The sequence below is a fragment of the Prevotella sp. P3-92 genome (assembly GCF_002251205.1).
Classification (GTDB): Bacteria; Bacteroidota; Bacteroidia; order Bacteroidales; family Bacteroidaceae; genus Prevotella.
In genome coordinates this window covers 1-15864 of sequence record NZ_NPJE01000024.1, presented here as the reverse complement: position 1 = coordinate 15864, position 15864 = coordinate 1, and the positions used below count along the sequence as shown (strand labels likewise).

Genomic DNA, 15864 nt, shown 5'->3' with positions numbered 1-15864 from the left:
TTATGAGAATATGATTGTCTTGTTTTTGAATGTCAGAATTTTACGCTGAATATGTTTGGATACAGCATGTGAGAGCACGATTTTCTCCAAGTCTTTACCTTTCAGCACGAGGCTTTCTGGTGTGTCTTTGTGGGAGATTCGTGTCACGTCCTGTTCGATGATGGGGCCTGCGTCGAGTTCTGCTGTTACATAATGACTGGTGGCTCCGATGATCTTCACACCACGTTCCCATGCTTGGTGGTAGGGCTTTGCGCCTACGAAAGCCGGGAGGAATGAGTGGTGGATGTTGATGATATGGTTGGGGTAGGACTTAATCATATCGTCGCTGATGATCTGCATGTATCGTGCGAGAACGATGAAAGTGATTTTTTCTTTCTTGAGCAGTTCCATTTCAGCAGCCTCTACCTCGGCTTTGTTGGAGTGGTCTTTCTTGATGCTCCAGACATAATATGGAATATTGAATTGCTCTGCCACATAGCGCAGGTCTTCGTGGTTGGATACGATGCATGGAATGTCAACCTCCCATTCTCCGGCTTTCCAACGTGCCAACAGGTCGTAGAGGCAATGGCTCATTTTGGATACGAAGATGGCCATTCTTGGGCGTTTGTCAGAAAAATATAGGTTGCAGGTCATCTGGTAGCGTTGTGCGTAGAGTGTGTTGATATACTCTAAAATTTTTTCGCGTGGAATCGTGAAGCCTTCTAATTCCCATTCAATTCGCATAAAGAACATCCCGTCTTGTTTGTCAACATACTGATCGAGGTATACGATGTTGCCTTGGTTGTCTGTGATAAAACGGGTCACTTCAGAGATAATGCCCTGTTGGTCGGGGCAATGTAGGAGCAGAATGGCTGTTGGTTTTTTCATTTTCTTTAAGGGTGTTTGTATCTTTGATTTAATTCCTTGCAAAGATACTGTTTTTTTGTTACATTACCAAAGGTAATGAATGAAAAATGGCTATTCTGCAATTTCTTCTGCATAATAATGCTGTTTGCATTCTTTATGTGGGTAAATGCTGGCGGTCTTTGACCTGGTCTTCTTTGCCTCGGCAAAGCTCAAAAGTGAACTTTCAGCTCTGCTCTCGGCTTCGGGAAGCCGTCGGGATGGGGTCGGGATGTGGCGTTCGGATGTGGAAGGTAAATCGTAAGTATGTTTTGACGTAAATTTTGAATACAAAGATGCACATCAGGCAACCCTGTTGTATTACCTGATATGTATTATGTTTTTGTCAATAAGTAAGTTATACTTATTTGCTTGTAAAGTTCTGCGAGGTGGAAATATGACTGGGATTATTCTTCTTCCTTTTGTGGGGTGCGCAGTATAATACTTGTTGCACCAAGGGTGAAGAGAGTTCCGTCTTCAATACTTCTGCGCTCACGAGGTGAAAGCTCTACATTGTCAACAAATGTTCCAGTATTGCTATTGTTGTCGCTGAGTGTATATTGCAGTTCGCCACGCTTGTTGCGACTTACCGTGATGGTACAATGATTGAGGTCCACGCTTGGGTCAACAGTTTCGAAAGCAGTGTTGATAGGATTTCCTTTTTGATAGCGTCCTATGACATTATCACCCATGCGTAGTGGTAATTCTTGCTTGTAGTGGAATACGTTTTCGATCACAACAATACTTCCGCAGTCTGTTTCCAGATTGGAGAATTGTGCATTGGCAATTTCGTTCTCCTTACGTTGAGTTTCTCGGAGTTTTGAAACGCCGATTCTTATGCCAAACTGCTTTCCGCATTCGGCACATTGAAATACCAGGGATTGTCCTGCTTCGTATTTTGTTTCGTCGAACGTGATATACGCATCACATTTTGGGCAACGGATACGCTTCATACATTAGTCTTTTTATAAACCCACGCTTCGGTGAAATCATCTTCAAAGCGGAGGTTGTTGCGTTCACTATAGGCTTCGTCTTCAGTACGAAAATGTCCATAGGTCACTCTTACCACATTGTTGTGAATATAGATCTCCGTGTCTTTAAATCCACGGTCTTTGAGCTTCTTTACAAATTCTTCGGCATTGGCCTTCTTCACGCGACTTGCCAGAACCAAACAGTAGGGGCGTGCGGTATTGCTTGGACGGGTCACAGCCGGTTTCTCTGCGCTTTTTTCGCTGATAGCCTCTTTTTCTATTTTACGTACCGGCTCGCTATTGAACTCTTGCGTATTTGTGGCGTCAGCTACTGGTTTATGAATCGTTTCCACTACGGACTTTGTAATAGCCGGCTTGTCAGACGCATCTTTATTGACCAGTTGATAGACCATGTCTTGCTTTAGTCCTGTGATGGCTTGCGAACTATAGTTGCTGTTGGCTATGGGCGTACTCATCATGAGGAAGAGAATGACAGATGCAGCCACGGCAACGGTATTGCGAATCCACGAGAGTTTGATACTGATGGTTCGCTCTTCGTCTTCGTCTTCATCCAAGATCTCAGTAAGGGTGGGCTGGGGGATTGCAACGCTCTTTGTTTGAGTTGCGGGCGTTTGTACCTTTGGAGCAGGAACGTCGGCTTTCGCAGTTTCTTCTGTCTTTTGGTTTGTGTCGGCAAGAGAGAGGCTTTCGGCTATTGGAGCAAGGTTGAAGGTGTTTAAGCCGTAAAGGTCTGGTGTCAAAATTCCTGCTTCACAGGGTGTGAAGAGGTATCCGCCTTCATCGTTGCCTGACAGCGTACCTATTCCGTCGAGTATATATGATCCTTGTTGAGCGATTGTTTCGCGCAACTCGGCCACTTCATTCTCGATGCGTTGTATGGCTTCGGGATAGCTGATGTCGTAGGCTTCCACGTATGACTGTGCCAAGAGCGAGTCGTTCATCTTGAGTTGCGGATTGAAGCCAAGAGTTCTCATTGGCGGAATAAACGTATTGTCTGTTTCGTCAAAATGTGCAGATACATGATATGCTACGAAGCCTCCGAAATCGGGGACCACGACGCAATCGTTGTCAAGCAACAATATCTCTAAATGTCTCTTCAGTTCAATCACGTGTGCAAAATTACTCATTTTTTACGAGAATTACAAATAAAAATAAAGATAAAAGCGCTATAAAAGCAAAAAAAAATTTCCGTATTAAAAGAATAATTGTTACTTTTGCAAACATAAAACCACAAAAAAAGAGATAGGTGGCTTATGTCAGTCTCTTTATAATAATATTAATTAAGGAATATGAATATAGCAATTGTTGGAACTGGTTACGTGGGTCTTGTATCGGGTACTTGTTTTGCCGATACGGGAGCTAATGTGACGTGTGTGGACGTTGATGCCGGCAAAATCGAGCGACTTAAGAATGGGGAGATTCCCATTTATGAGCCCGGACTTGACGAACTTGTTAAGAAGAATGTGGCAGCCGGTCGTCTGAAGTTCACTACCGATTTGACTGCTGTACTTGATGATGTGCAGATTGTATTTTCGGCTGTTGGAACACCTCCCGATGAGGATGGTTCTGCAGACCTTAAATATGTATTGCAGGTTGCACGCACCATCGGTCAGAATCTGAATCATTATGTGGTTGTGGTTACCAAATCGACAGTTCCTGTTGGTACGGCCCGTAAGGTGCGCAAGGCTATAGAGGAAGAGCTTGCCAAGCGTGGAGTGGATGTTCCTTTCGATGTGGCGTCTAATCCTGAGTTCCTTAAAGAGGGAAATGCTATTAAGGATTTCATGTCTCCCGACCGTGTAGTGGTTGGTGTGGAGAGTGAACAGGCCAAGAAGGTGCTTACAAAACTCTATAAGCCATTTCTTATCAATAACTTCCGTGTCATCTTTATGGATATTCCGTCTGCGGAAATGACTAAATACGCAGCCAATTCCATGCTTGCCACGCGTATTTCATTTATGAACGATATTGCCAACCTTTGTGAACGCGTGGGTGCGGATGTCAATATGGTACGTGCAGGAATAGGAGCAGATACCCGCATTGGCCGCAAGTTCCTCTATGCAGGTTGTGGCTATGGTGGAAGTTGTTTTCCTAAAGATGTGAAGGCGCTGATCAAAACTGCCGATCAAAACGGCTATTCCATGGAGGTGCTCAAGGCGGTGGAGCGCGTCAACGAGCGTCAGAAGAGCATACTCTTCGATAAACTGAAACGTGCTTTCGACGGAGAGTCGCTTGAAGGTAAGACGATAGCCCTTTGGGGACTTTCGTTCAAGCCGGAAACCGACGATATGCGTGAGTCCACAGCACTCGTCATGATCGGATTGCTGCTTGAGGCAGGATGTACGGTTCGTGCCTACGACCCTGTGGCCATGGCAGAGTGTAAGCGTCGTATCGGCGATAGTATTTCTTATTGTCGTGATATGTATGACGCTGTACTTGAAGCAGATGCACTTCTGTTGCTGACCGAATGGAAAGAGTTTCGCTTGCCCACCTGGGGAGTGATTCGTAAGGCCATGCGACGCCCGCTGGTCATCGACGGTCGTAATATTTTTGATAGCGAGGAACTTGAAGAAAATGGATTTGAATATCAATGTATTGGTAAGTGAATGTGTAAATTGAAATATACTCTTTGTCTCGTTGTGTCTGTCTTTCTATCTGTCGGTTGTAAACAACAATCGGCTGGTCAAGTAGAAGAGCGTGCAGAAAGCAAGCAAGCCAAACAGTTGTTGCAAGGCGTTTGGATGGATCAGGAATCAGAGATGGTGGTCTTTAAGATGCAGGGCGATACCGTCTATTTTTCTGACTCTACCAGTGTGCCTGCCTATTTCCGTGTGATCAACGACACCTTGTTTATTGGCGACAACGACATCAAATATCCTATCGTCAAGCAAATGCCCCATGTATTGTGGTTCAAGAATGCCGGAGGTGACGTGGTGAAACTTGTCAAGAGTACCGATCCGGAAGACGCGAATGTCTTTAAGCGAAAACGCCACGGCAAGGTTCTTACAAGCAGACAGATCACAAAGACCGATACCGTGGTGATGTACGACAAAAACCGCTATCATTGTTATGTGGCAGTCAATCCGTCCAAATACAAGGTGACGAAAAACAGTTATAATGACGACGGACTTCAAGTGGAGAATGTCTATTACGACAATATTATCCATCTGAGTATCTTCCAGGGTTCAGCACGCGTTTATTCACAGGATTTCCGCAAACAGATGTTTAAAAAATATGTGCCCAAAGGTGTCTTGGAACAGTCGGTATTGGGAAATTTGGAATATGATAAGGTCGGTGCCGACGGATTCCGTTTCTTGGCAACCATAGGAATTCCAGATGATGCCAGTTGTTATCAGGCAGAAGTCGTTGTATCGCTGAATGGCAAAATGTCTATTAAACAAATGAATTATTGATAAGGCGTTAAAAAGATGAAAGTCACGCTGTTACAGATTGACTCTAAATGGATGGATGAACGCGGGAATATCTTGCGTGCAACAGCTCTTATGGACTCCCAGCCAGGAAGCGATTTATATGTCTTGCCGGAAATGTGGAGTACCGGATTTGTAACAGACACCATGGAGAATGTTCCAGATGAAAAGCATAGCGTGGCTTTGCAGTGGATGAAGGAAGAAGCGGCACGGCGCCGTTGTGCCATCTGTGGCAGTCTTGCCGTACGAGATGATGAAGGGGCATATCGCAACCGACTTTATTTTGTTGACGGACGCCATGACCGTGTGGTGTATTATGACAAGCATCATCTTTTCTCTTATGGCGGCGAAAACCTACATTATACTCCCGGACAGCATCACACCATTGTCGAGTATGAAGGAATGAGAATCCTTCTGCTGACCTGTTACGACCTGCGCTTCCCCTGCTGGATACGTTATGCAGACGATCGGGCGTATGATGTCATCCTCTTGGTGGCTAATTGGCCCCAAGGTCGCCAATCGGCTTGGCAGATACTTACAGCCGCCCGGGCTATAGAGAATCAATCCTATTTCATAGGAGTCAACAGGGTCGGTGACGATTTAGTCACACATTATATTGGTGGGAGTTGCGCCATTGACCCTATCGGTCGCACGATGGTTTCTCTTGGCGATACAGCAGAGGCTGTCAGCGTAGCACTCTCCCAGTCGGAACTGTTAAGAAGACGTGAAAAATTCCCTGTGCTCGATGACCGTGATTGAAATATTCTCCAAAAACGTTGCGCATTTGCTGAAAATAGCCTACCTTTGTAGTCGCAACAAAATAAAAGGCGTAAACCTATGACACTGATTATCGTACTCATGTTCGTTGCGGCATATTTGCTGATTGCCACTGGTCATTTTACCGGTGTCAACAAAGCTGCAATTGCCATGTTCCTTGGCACGGCTGGATGGGTGGTCTATGTTTGTTATGGCACAGACTTTGTCATGCAGCAACACCCTGCGGATTACCTCGAATACCTATCAGGCCGCACTCCAAATAGTGAAACAGTCAAGTATTTCATTTGCGAGAATGTCTTCTTGAAGTATGTAGGCAAGGCTGCGGCAATCGTTATGTTCTTGTTGGCCACCATGTCGATTATCGAACTGTTGAACAACAACGGATGCTTCGATTTCATTTCCGAATGGATCCGGACACGCAACTCCAAACGATTACTGTGGACCATTACCCTGGCCACTTTCATCATCTCTGCCAATCTTGACAACCTTACCACCACTACGATGATGCTTGTCATCATGAATAATGTTTTGCAGAGCGGACGCCAACGGATGCTCGTAGGTTCTGCCATTGTGCTTGCTGCAACTTGTGGCGGATGCTTTACGGTAATAGGTGATCCCGTCGGACTTATCCTATGGGGCGATGGCATGGTTACCGCCAGCCATTTCTCAGCCTATATGCTGTTGCCTGCCCTGATAGCCTGGATAGTTCCTACCATGCTCATCAATCGTGAGTTGCCCGACCGCCTCGATACCGAGTGGATAGCCTCTCCTTACCGTGGTGACGATACTCGTCTGAACCGTTGGCAACGATTGGTCATGCTCTTTGTGGGCATCGGCGGATTGTGGTTCATCCCAACATTTCACAATATCACCAAACTCTCCCCCTTCTTAGGCGCTTTGTGCGTCTTGAGCGTGCTTTGGCTTGTCAACGAAGCTTTCAACCGCCGATTGATGAATGCTGATCAGATGGCGCAGCGTCGCATCCCCCGTGCCTTACAATATGGCACCATCCAGCAAATTCTGTTTGTCATGGGAATCATGATGGGCATGGGTGTCATGCTTGAAACGGGAGTGCTTGGCGATATAGGCATTTGGTTGGCAGAAACATTCCATAACAATTGGTTGCTTGGCATTGGAGCAGGACTGCTTAGTGCCGTGGCAGACTCCTTTACCGTGGGCTTAAACCATATCATGCTCTATCCTCTGGCAGAGAGTGGGGAGATGGCGGTAAACGGAGCATATTGGATGATTATGGTGTTCTCAACGGCTGTAGGCGGATGCCTGCTTTGTGTAGGATCGGTCAGCGGTGTGGCACTCATGAAGATGGAACATGTTCGTTTGGGATGGTATCTGCGCCATCTCACATCGAAAGTTGCAGTAGGATGGTTGTTGGGACTTGCCGTCTTGTGGGCAGAACTACACCTATTATAATATTAAGAAGGATAACTCATTAATACCATATTATTATGTCTAAGATTAAAACAATAGGAATACTTACATCGGGAGGAGATGCTCCCGGTATGAATGCAGCCATTCGCGCCGTCACCCGTTCGGGTATCTGTAATGGACTTAGTGTAAAAGGCATCTACCGCGGTTACGACGGACTGATCAAAGACGAAGTGAAATCGTTCACGACTGAGGATGTGAGTGGCATTATCACGCGAGGCGGTACCATCCTGAAAACTGCCCGTTCCAAGGAGTTTATGACTCCTGAAGGCATGCAGAAGGCATACGATACATGTATCAAGGAAGAGATAGATGCCCTTGTGGTCATTGGCGGTAATGGTTCGTTGACCGGTGCACGCAATTTTGCTATGGAGTACGACTTCCCCGTAGTGGGACTTCCAGGCACTATTGACAACGACCTTTACGGTACTGACTCAACCATCGGCTACGATACTACGATGAATACCATCATGGAGTGTGTCGATCGCATTCGCGATACTGCCAACTCCCACGAACGCATCTTCTTCATCGAAGTCATGGGTCGTGACGCTGGTTTCCTTGCTCAAAACTCAGCCATCGCCTGTGGTGCAGAGGCAGCCATCATTCCTGAGGAATCTACCGATGTCGATCAGCTCGCACGTTTCATGGAGCGCGGCATCCGAAAGTCTAAGAAATCATGTATCGTCATCGTTTCCGAGAGTCCCAAATGCGGTGCGCTCTACTATGCAGACCGTGTGAAGAAGGAATTCCCTGAGTTTGACGTGAGAGTATCTATTCTGGGACATTTGCAGCGAGGTGGAAGTCCCTCCGCCCACGACCGCATCCTGGCCTCCCGTACTGGCGTAGGAGCCATCAAGGCACTGATGCAGGGCCAGCGCAATGTGATGATTGGCGTGCGCAATAACGAAGTGGTCTTTGTGCCATTCAGCGAAGCCATCCGCAGCGACAAACCATTAAACAAAGGACTGATCAAGGTGCTTGATGAACTGAGCATCTGATCTGGACGGACCTTGTTGACAATCCCATCATAATAAGTTATAAACACAGAATATGGAATTTAAGGATTTAGTACAGATGCGTCGTTCCCACCGTAAGTTTACCGAACAGGAAATCGACGGAGACGATGTAAAGACAATATTGCGTGCCGGACTGATGTCACCCACCTCCAAGGGGCAGCGCTCCTGGCAGTTTGTCGTGGTTGACGACAAGACCGACCTGGAAAAACTTTCCGACGCCAAAGATTTGGGCGGACAGTTTCTGAAGGGTGCTGCATTGGCCATTGTTGTGCTGGGTGATCCCCTGCAGAACGACTGTTGGGTGGAAGACGGTTCTATTGCTGCCATTTCCATGCAGTATCAGGCAGAGGCCCTCGGACTTGGTTCATGCTGGGTGCAGATGAGAGGCAGAGGACTTTCCGACGGTACAAGTGCCGATACGGTTATCCAGGGTGTGCTCGACATTCCCGAAAACCTTCATTGCCTCTGCATCTTGGCAGTCGGTCATAAAGCAGACGAACGCAAGCCTCAGAATGAAGACCGGCTGAAGTGGGAGAACGTACACCTCAACAAGTTCTGATGCAGATCGTATTGATTGGCGCAGGACGCCTCGCCACCAATCTTGCCGTTGCCCTCCATCAAGTGGGCCATGACATCGTGGCAGTATATAGTCGTACCATGCAGTCTGCCCAGGAACTGGCGCAGCGTGTTGGTGCGTGTCCTACCGACAGGATAGACAAACTGCCTGTTAGGGCAGACGCCTTTATCCTTTCGGTTTCCGACAATGCCCTTGAAGACATAGCCCGACAAGTGGTGAAGGGTAGGGAAGAACAAATCTTCTTTCATACCGCAGGATCCATGTCTATTGACGTGTTGGCGCATGCCCGCCATTACGGAGTGTTCTATCCCATGCAGTCGTTTTCCAAGGAGCGGTTGGTCGATTTCTCAGTCATTCCCTTGTTTGTAGAGGGAAGCGACGATCAGACCTTGCAGACCGCTTTAGCCTTGGCAGACAGCATCAAGGCAAAAGCCTATCCGTTGTCCAGCGCCGACCGCCAATACCTGCATGTTGCAGCCGTCTTTGCCTGCAATTTCGCCAACCATTGTTATGCGTTGTCGGCAGAGGTGTTGCAACGTCACGGCATAGACTTCCGTGTCATGTTGCCGTTGATCGACGAGACAGCGCGAAAAGTCCATCAGCTCACTCCTGTTGAAGCACAGACAGGTCCTGCCGTTCGCAACGACATGAATGTGGTCACCCACCATCTCGATCTGTTGTCCTCTACACCTTGGTTGGCAACTATCTATGAAGAGTTTTCCAAAGACATACAACGCACAGCATTGACAAAATGATAAACTACGATTTACAAAAGATTCGAGCCGTAATCTTCGATTTGGACGGAGTTCTCTCTGCCGAAACCATCTCACTTGGTGCCGACGGAACCCCTTTGCGTACCGTCAATATCAAAGACGGTTATGCCATTCAACTGGCGGTGAAGATGGGACTCCGTGTGGCCATCATCTCAGGTTGTCTTATCGAGTCAGTACGCAAACGCTACGAAGGCCTGGGAATGACAGACATCCATCTTGGAGCATCCGTTAAGATCAAGGTCTATCAGCAGTTCAAGGAGAAATACGGACTGACCGACGAAGAGGTCATGTTCATGGGCGATGACATACCCGATCTCGAAGTGCTACGCTTGGCAGGCTGTCCTGTATGTCCGCACGACGCCTGTCCCGAAGTCAAGGCAGCCAGTCTTTATGTCAGCGACTACGATGGAGGCTACGGCTGCGGTCGCGACGTATTGGAGCAAGTATTGAAAGCACAAGGCAAATGGCTGAAGAATGAAAAAGCCTTCGGGTGGTAATTCCCTCAGTTGCGCATGTGGGGAAGTTAAGGGAAGTTAGGGAAGTTAGAGAGAAGTTAAGGGACACGACAAATGATGTTAAACAGCAAATACAAGATAATCCTTGCAAGCAATTCTCCGCGTCGTCGCGAATTACTTGCAGGCATTGATGTGGATTTTGAGGTAAGGGTAATACCCGACATCGACGAGAATTATCCACCATCGCTTCCCGTAGATCAGGTGGCAGGATTTATCTCGCAGAAGAAAGCAGACGCCTATTTGCCGACCCTGCATGATGACGAACTTGTCATTACAGCCGATACCGTGGTTATTGTAGGACAGGAAGTGCTCGGCAAACCAGCCGATGAGGAAGAGGCCCGCACCATGTTGCACAAGCTGAGTGGTAAAACCCATCAAGTGACAACCGGAGTGTGTCTGGTTACCCGTCATCATCGCGAATCGTTTTCTGTCACTACTGATGTCACTTTCAAGACATTGTCAGACGACGAGATTGATTATTACATCCGCACATATCGTCCTTTCGACAAGGCTGGCGCCTATGGCATTCAAGAGTGGATAGGATATATTGGCGTGACTTCCCTTCATGGCAGTTACTTCAATGTGATGGGATTACCGGTGCAACGCATCTATGAGGCGCTTAATAAATGTTAATAGCACACTTATAATATGCATAAATGGTTAAAAAACGTGCTTAAAATGCATTTTGGTGTTGATAGAGTGTTGCTATTCTGAAATTAAATTGTACCTTTGTATCACGCAACTAGTAATTTTAATCTATATTTATCATTTTCCTCGGGGGAAGCAATCTGTGAAGACGCTTCCCTTTTTCTTTATATCACATAGAAACTACAGAAATTTTTAAATGTCACACGGATCACACGACACGGAATCACGTAACAAGCAATAACGGGCTGAAAGCCCAATGGTTTTCCTAGCTCAGGGCAACGCCCTGAGGATATCATGGCATATTATCAACTACGTCCTGTAAGGACAAAAGTGAAAACACGGGGGCAAGTCCCCTTGTTTCATGTTTGTTTTCAATAAATTAGCTTATTATACTCCAGAACTCTTCTGGCAGAGATATATTCTCCACATTCTTAGCTGCTATGAATAGTGGAGCGATGTCTTCTGGTTCAAAGCCAGCAATGCCGCAACCTATAGGAGTCACGAGAAAGTGCATTTCAGGATGCTGAGAAGCGAATGCCAGAAACTCATCCACATAAGGTTTGATAGTCTCTACGCCACCTTGCATGGTAGGAATGGCATACGACTGCCCCTGAATACCGACACCGTTACCCATGACAGCACCGAAGTTCGTGTGAGCCATACGTGCTGCACCACCTGCGTGAATACCTTGAAGGTTTGAACCGAAAACAAATATCTCGTTTGATTTGAGGGAAGATATAAAAGAAGGAGTAATACGCTTGTTGTCCATATATGATTGATTTTTTGCCATAATAGAATGTCCGAGCTCCTCGTACATGCGAGCATAACAAGATGTGCCGCGTGGAGTCTCCTTGTCCATTCTTTTACACAACAATTCCATAGTGCCTGTGTAAAGACCGGATCCATAGTTTTCTATAACGAAAGGAGTCACCACCTCTTCCATCATTTTCTTGTATCGTTGATTAACGGCTGCTGGAGTTATTCCCAGTTGCGCAGCCACCTCTTTCTGTTTGAAACCGGCACGGAAGATCATGAATGCAATTTCATGCATGATACGGTCATGGTAGTGAGCTGCAACAGCCTCTGCCACATAAGAGAGCAATCCCTCTTCCTTATCGGTAGATCGAACATATTCCAGTACCACGTCAGCAGCTTCCTCAGCTTTGTGTTCAAATTCCTTGTTGTATGCTTTCAGCGCATCGAGTACAACAAAGTGAAAACCTTTGGCCATCCAAGTGGAGAGTTTCATCTCCTTTGGCTTATCCAATAGAGGCTTGAACTTGAATTTCAGCAGATGGATGTAATACTCATGTGCCAGTGAGTAGAAGTCCAGTCCCGTCTTGTTGCGGAGTTGGTATTTATAATCATATATGTTATATGCGCGACGGCAGTAACCATAGAAGTATTCTTTGGTTATAGCAGGATCGAACGAGCGGAATCCGTCAATGATGTATTTATCAGCATGTTCCATCATATTGAACTTTTGTAGTTAACTGCAAAGATAATCTTTTTCAATCAAAAAAATCGAGTTTTTACAGTTTTCTGCTTAATTTTTTTACCCTATATTCTTCTTAATGTATAAAGACGTCTTATAAATCAATGTTTAATCATCTAAATTCCAACAATTATGACAACAGAAAGCAAAACCACCAAGAGAGTATATAACCTTGTTATCATCGATGAATCAGGCAGTATGAATATCATCCGCAGACAAGCACTAGCAGGTATCAACGAGACCATCACCACCTGTCAGAAGATGCAGAAAGCCCACAAAGACCTGGAGCAGCGAATCACCCTCATCACCTTTGACAGCGATCATTTCAAGCTCCACTATGACAATATCAATGCAGCAGAGGCATGTCCATTGACTCTGAAGGATTACAAGCCATGTGCAGCCACTCCACTTTACGATGCTATCGGCAAGGGAATTGCCAAGATCAACGCACAGACAGAAGCCGATGATAATGTTCTTGTTACCATCATCACCGACGGCGAGGAAAACTGTTCTGTGGAGTACAATCTCAAGATGGTCAAGAACCTCATTGAGAAGCTGAAGAAGCAAGGCTGGACATTCACGCTCATTGGTACAGAAGACCTCGATGTGGAAGGCATGGCAGGTTCCATGGCCATTGACAACCACCTTTCATTTACCGAAGATGCCGAGTCAACAGAAAGAATGTTCGCCAAGGAGCGCAGAAGCCGAGAGCGTTATAATGAATGTCTATACTGCAAACGTGAAATGCCTATAGGCAGTTACTTTGACGAAGACAAAGACAAGGTATAATATACATAAAGGAAGATAAGCGACACTGGTCATACTTCCAGTGTCGCTACTATAACGGAGCAGAGAATCCCCCGAAACCCCACTCTTCATGTCACGTATGTCACGGGGTAGGTCGTTGTCATCCCCAAATATCCGACGTTCCGTTATGACATTGACCTTTCTCTGTGGCATCTTAAAAAAATTGTTTTTGGAAACTGTCAACTGTCAACTGTAACGCCTGTAACACAAAAAAAATCTTTAACGAAAATCTTTCTCCGTGTCCTCCGTGTGATCCGTGGATTTTTTTGGGGTAGCCTGAAGGCTAGAAATCTTTTGGGGAAATCCTGTTTAAGATGTTGCCTACGGCAAGAAATATTTTAGGGAGATAGCAATCTTAAATAGATTTCTGGACCGTTTAGGTCCTTAGATTTTACATGAAGATTTCCTCCAAAGATTTACCTATGGTTTGTTTTGTCGTGACTCAGCATAGTGAAAGCCGCGTCTCTCACTCTGTCTTCGCTACTCCAAAACATCTTACGAAGCACCCCCCCCAAAAAAAATCCATTTCCCAAAACTGTCAACTGTCAAACTGTAACGCTTGTAACACAAAAAAAATCGTTTTTGGAAACTGTTATCTGTTATCTGTTATTTGAAACGCAAAAACGTTTTTGGAAACTGTCAACTGTCAACTGTAACGCTTGGGATTGATGATATTGACCTCTTACCTTTGCATCCTTTATTTTTGGGTTGCGCGAGCGCAAGAAATCTTATGTGGAAATCTTGATTAAGATGTTGCTTCACAAGAAATATTTTAGGGTTGTCGGATTAAAACTAAATATAGATTTCTGGACCGTTTAGGTCCTTAGATTTTACATGAAGATTTCCTCCAAAGATTTCTTGCGAAGCAACCCCCAAAAGAATCCGCTTAGAGTGTGATCCGTGGATAAAAAACACCCACGAACCACACGGGGCGGTTCATGGGTTTGCCAGAGGGAGTGTCACCCGATGGTGAAACCAAGGGCCGAGAGCACGGCGGTGATGGTGGTCAAAGCAATGTTGATGATGACGCTCCACTTGTTTTTAGAATCTTGAGTCATGATAATTTTCTGTTGATGATGTTGTGATAGTCTTTAATGCCGAGGAAGGTGGCACACAGTATCAAGAGCTGGGCAACGAGGATGAGGACGGATCCCGAAATCTCACCTTGCGGAGGCATTATCATGCCAGCTACAGCGAAGAGGATAGCACAGACGAAACTGGCTAATGAGAGTATTCGTTTCATACGCTAAAAGTGAGGGTTAAAGAGTCCCGCGGACGTTCCGCAGGACTCTGTGGTTCAGCCTTCCAGTCCACCACCACCACCGGGCTCCTGACCACCAGTGTCGCTATCCGACTGGAAGTAGGCAGTGAGGGCGGTGTTTGAACTGAGCGTGATGCTGCGTGAGGCATTGGTGTCGCCATCGCTCCATCGGTTGAACTGGTAGCCTTCGGCAGGCGAGGCACTAATCTCCACCGACTGACCCGCAGGGTAGCGACCTGCACCGGTCACCGTGCCACCGACAGAGGGATTGGCGAGGAGCTTGACCTCAAACTTCCCGTCGGAGGGAGTCACATCGGGGACAGCGGGAGTGACGGGAGCTACCGAACCGTTGCCGTCGGGAGTGAGGAACACATCGGCGCTGCTGCCGTAGCTCTTGCACGCCTTGGTGAACGCATCGTCCGTCTTGTACGCCTGCAACATGCTGTTGTTGTCGATGAGGTATTGGGTCGATACCTTGGTCTTGCCGTAGTCGTTGCGGCTGTGTACCCAGGCAAACACACCGTCGCCCTCGTTCTCGCCATGGGCGAGGAAGCCCTCCTTTGCAGCGAATCCCACCTTGTCAACGAGATCCCAGAGCTTTGCAGTCGATTCCTTGTCGAGCACTACGTAGCTTGCACTGAAGGCGCAGTAGGGAATCTGAGTTTCCGCGTTCAGACGCTGCAACACCTTGTAGAAGCTGATCTGGTCGCCGTAGTCAAACTCCGGATTGTTGGTCACCACCGCCTTGGCGAAGTCCTTCACCGTGGTATTCTCGTCGATGGCGAGACCTCCGAGGTTGATGCTGGTTACCGCCTCGTCGCCAGTACCCTTCACCGAGATAGAGGGCAGCGTGCCTTGGGTGATCTGATAGGGAGCTGCGATGCATGCGCCGCCATCCGATTCAGCCTTGGTGAGATAGACAGGAGCTGCCACGCTGTTCGCACGGACGAACATGTTGTAGTCGGTGTGGTACTGCGCTTTCCTCTCGAAGGCATTTTTCAGCAGCGGAACGAGTCCTGCATACATGCGGACGATGTTCACCCATTTCATGCGCTGACGCTGTTGTCCCTTGGTGCGGGTGTTGCGTACCTTGGTCACTTTCTCCGATACTACGGTACGACCATTGACAGTCTTGAAAGTCAACTGACCAGCCGATCCACTCATTTTTTTGATAAGTCCATTTAGAATAGCCATTTTGTTTCCCCCGTTTGTTAGACCAGTGGGGGTTCTGGGGAATAGTTGTTAGT

At 46.8% G+C, this 15864-nt stretch carries 17 protein-coding genes; 10 read left to right on the top strand and 7 right to left on the bottom strand.

All coding sequences use genetic code 11. From position 1 onward, the window contains the following. The 3 genes from purU to CIK93_RS03960 form a co-directional block, all read right to left on the bottom strand. The gene (purU, locus tag CIK93_RS03970) at positions 1 to 867 is read right to left on the bottom strand and encodes a formyltetrahydrofolate deformylase (RefSeq protein ID WP_094391056.1); all 867 of its coding nucleotides are present in this window, start codon (positions 865 to 867) and stop codon (positions 1 to 3) included. A gap of 422 nt (positions 868 to 1289) precedes the next feature. Continuing rightward, positions 1290 to 1835: an FHA domain-containing protein gene (locus CIK93_RS03965; RefSeq protein ID WP_094438910.1), complete on the bottom strand. Its 546-nt coding sequence runs from the start codon at positions 1833 to 1835 to the stop codon at positions 1290 to 1292. After that, the gene (locus tag CIK93_RS03960) at positions 1832 to 3001 is read right to left on the bottom strand and encodes an SPOR domain-containing protein (RefSeq protein ID WP_094446652.1); all 1170 of its coding nucleotides are present in this window, start codon (positions 2999 to 3001) and stop codon (positions 1832 to 1834) included. Before CIK93_RS03960 ends, CIK93_RS03965 begins: the two co-directional genes overlap by 4 nt. Positions 3002 to 3163: 162 nt before the next feature. Between CIK93_RS03960 and CIK93_RS03955 the strand changes: the two genes are divergently transcribed. The 9 genes from CIK93_RS03955 to CIK93_RS03915 all read left to right on the top strand — a co-directional run bounded on the left by CIK93_RS03955 (position 3164) and on the right by CIK93_RS03915 (position 11039). Continuing rightward, complete coding sequence (locus tag CIK93_RS03955) at positions 3164 to 4480, top strand: UDP-glucose/GDP-mannose dehydrogenase family protein (protein ID WP_094446651.1); 1317 nt, start codon at positions 3164 to 3166, stop codon at positions 4478 to 4480. Next, positions 4481 to 5287: a DUF4738 domain-containing protein gene (locus CIK93_RS03950; protein WP_094446650.1), complete on the top strand. Its 807-nt coding sequence runs from the start codon at positions 4481 to 4483 to the stop codon at positions 5285 to 5287. A 15-nt stretch (positions 5288 to 5302) separates the two neighbouring features. Continuing rightward, positions 5303 to 6061, top strand: a complete 759-nt coding sequence (locus tag CIK93_RS03945) for a nitrilase-related carbon-nitrogen hydrolase (protein ID WP_094446649.1) — start codon at positions 5303 to 5305, stop codon at positions 6059 to 6061. A 78-nt stretch (positions 6062 to 6139) separates the two neighbouring features. Then, positions 6140 to 7510 carry an SLC13 family permease gene (locus tag CIK93_RS03940; RefSeq protein WP_094446648.1) on the top strand — a complete coding sequence of 457 codons (1371 nt, stop codon included), beginning with the start codon at positions 6140 to 6142 and terminating at the stop codon, positions 7508 to 7510. A 35-nt stretch (positions 7511 to 7545) separates the two neighbouring features. Beyond that, positions 7546 to 8523: a 6-phosphofructokinase gene (gene pfkA / locus CIK93_RS03935; protein WP_094446647.1), complete on the top strand. Its 978-nt coding sequence runs from the start codon at positions 7546 to 7548 to the stop codon at positions 8521 to 8523. Between the two features lie 52 nt (positions 8524 to 8575). Then, positions 8576 to 9100, top strand: coding sequence for a nitroreductase family protein (locus CIK93_RS03930; protein WP_094391048.1), 525 nt, complete (start codon positions 8576 to 8578; stop codon positions 9098 to 9100). Further along, entirely contained in the window at positions 9100 to 9873 is a 774-nt protein-coding gene (locus CIK93_RS03925; RefSeq protein ID WP_094391047.1) for a Rossmann-like and DUF2520 domain-containing protein, read from the top strand. Before CIK93_RS03930 ends, CIK93_RS03925 begins: the two co-directional genes overlap by 1 nt. Next, a complete protein-coding gene (locus CIK93_RS03920; protein ID WP_094438921.1) occupies positions 9870 to 10388 on the top strand; it encodes an HAD family hydrolase in 519 nt (172 codons plus the stop codon). The genes CIK93_RS03925 and CIK93_RS03920 overlap by 4 nt, the downstream gene beginning before the upstream one ends. A 75-nt stretch (positions 10389 to 10463) precedes the next feature. Next, on the top strand, positions 10464 to 11039 hold the full coding sequence (locus CIK93_RS03915) for a Maf-like protein (protein WP_094446675.1): 576 nt from the start codon (positions 10464 to 10466) through the stop codon (positions 11037 to 11039). A 394-nt stretch (positions 11040 to 11433) separates the two neighbouring features. On the opposite strand, the gene CIK93_RS03910 is transcribed toward CIK93_RS03915, so the two are convergent. Continuing rightward, entirely contained in the window at positions 11434 to 11823 is a 390-nt protein-coding gene (locus tag CIK93_RS03910) for a hypothetical protein (protein ID WP_173815113.1), read from the bottom strand. 858 nt (positions 11824 to 12681) lie between these two features. Between CIK93_RS03910 and CIK93_RS03905 the strand changes: the two genes are divergently transcribed. Beyond that, entirely contained in the window at positions 12682 to 13338 is a 657-nt protein-coding gene (locus tag CIK93_RS03905; RefSeq protein WP_254046730.1) for a VWA domain-containing protein, read from the top strand. Between the two features lie 977 nt (positions 13339 to 14315). On the opposite strand, the gene CIK93_RS13595 is transcribed toward CIK93_RS03905, so the two are convergent. The 3 genes from CIK93_RS13595 to CIK93_RS03895 are packed head-to-tail and all read right to left on the bottom strand — an operon-like array spanning position 14316 to position 15811. Next, positions 14316 to 14414, bottom strand: a complete 99-nt coding sequence (locus tag CIK93_RS13595) for a smalltalk protein (protein ID WP_158214619.1) — start codon at positions 14412 to 14414, stop codon at positions 14316 to 14318. Further along, on the bottom strand, positions 14411 to 14599 hold the full coding sequence (locus CIK93_RS03900; RefSeq protein WP_094446646.1) for a hypothetical protein: 189 nt from the start codon (positions 14597 to 14599) through the stop codon (positions 14411 to 14413). Before CIK93_RS03900 ends, CIK93_RS13595 begins: the two co-directional genes overlap by 4 nt. Positions 14600 to 14653: 54 nt before the next feature. Beyond that, positions 14654 to 15811 carry a hypothetical protein gene (locus tag CIK93_RS03895; protein WP_144007582.1) on the bottom strand — a complete coding sequence of 386 codons (1158 nt, stop codon included), beginning with the start codon at positions 15809 to 15811 and terminating at the stop codon, positions 14654 to 14656. Positions 15812 to 15864 lie beyond the last annotated feature (53 nt).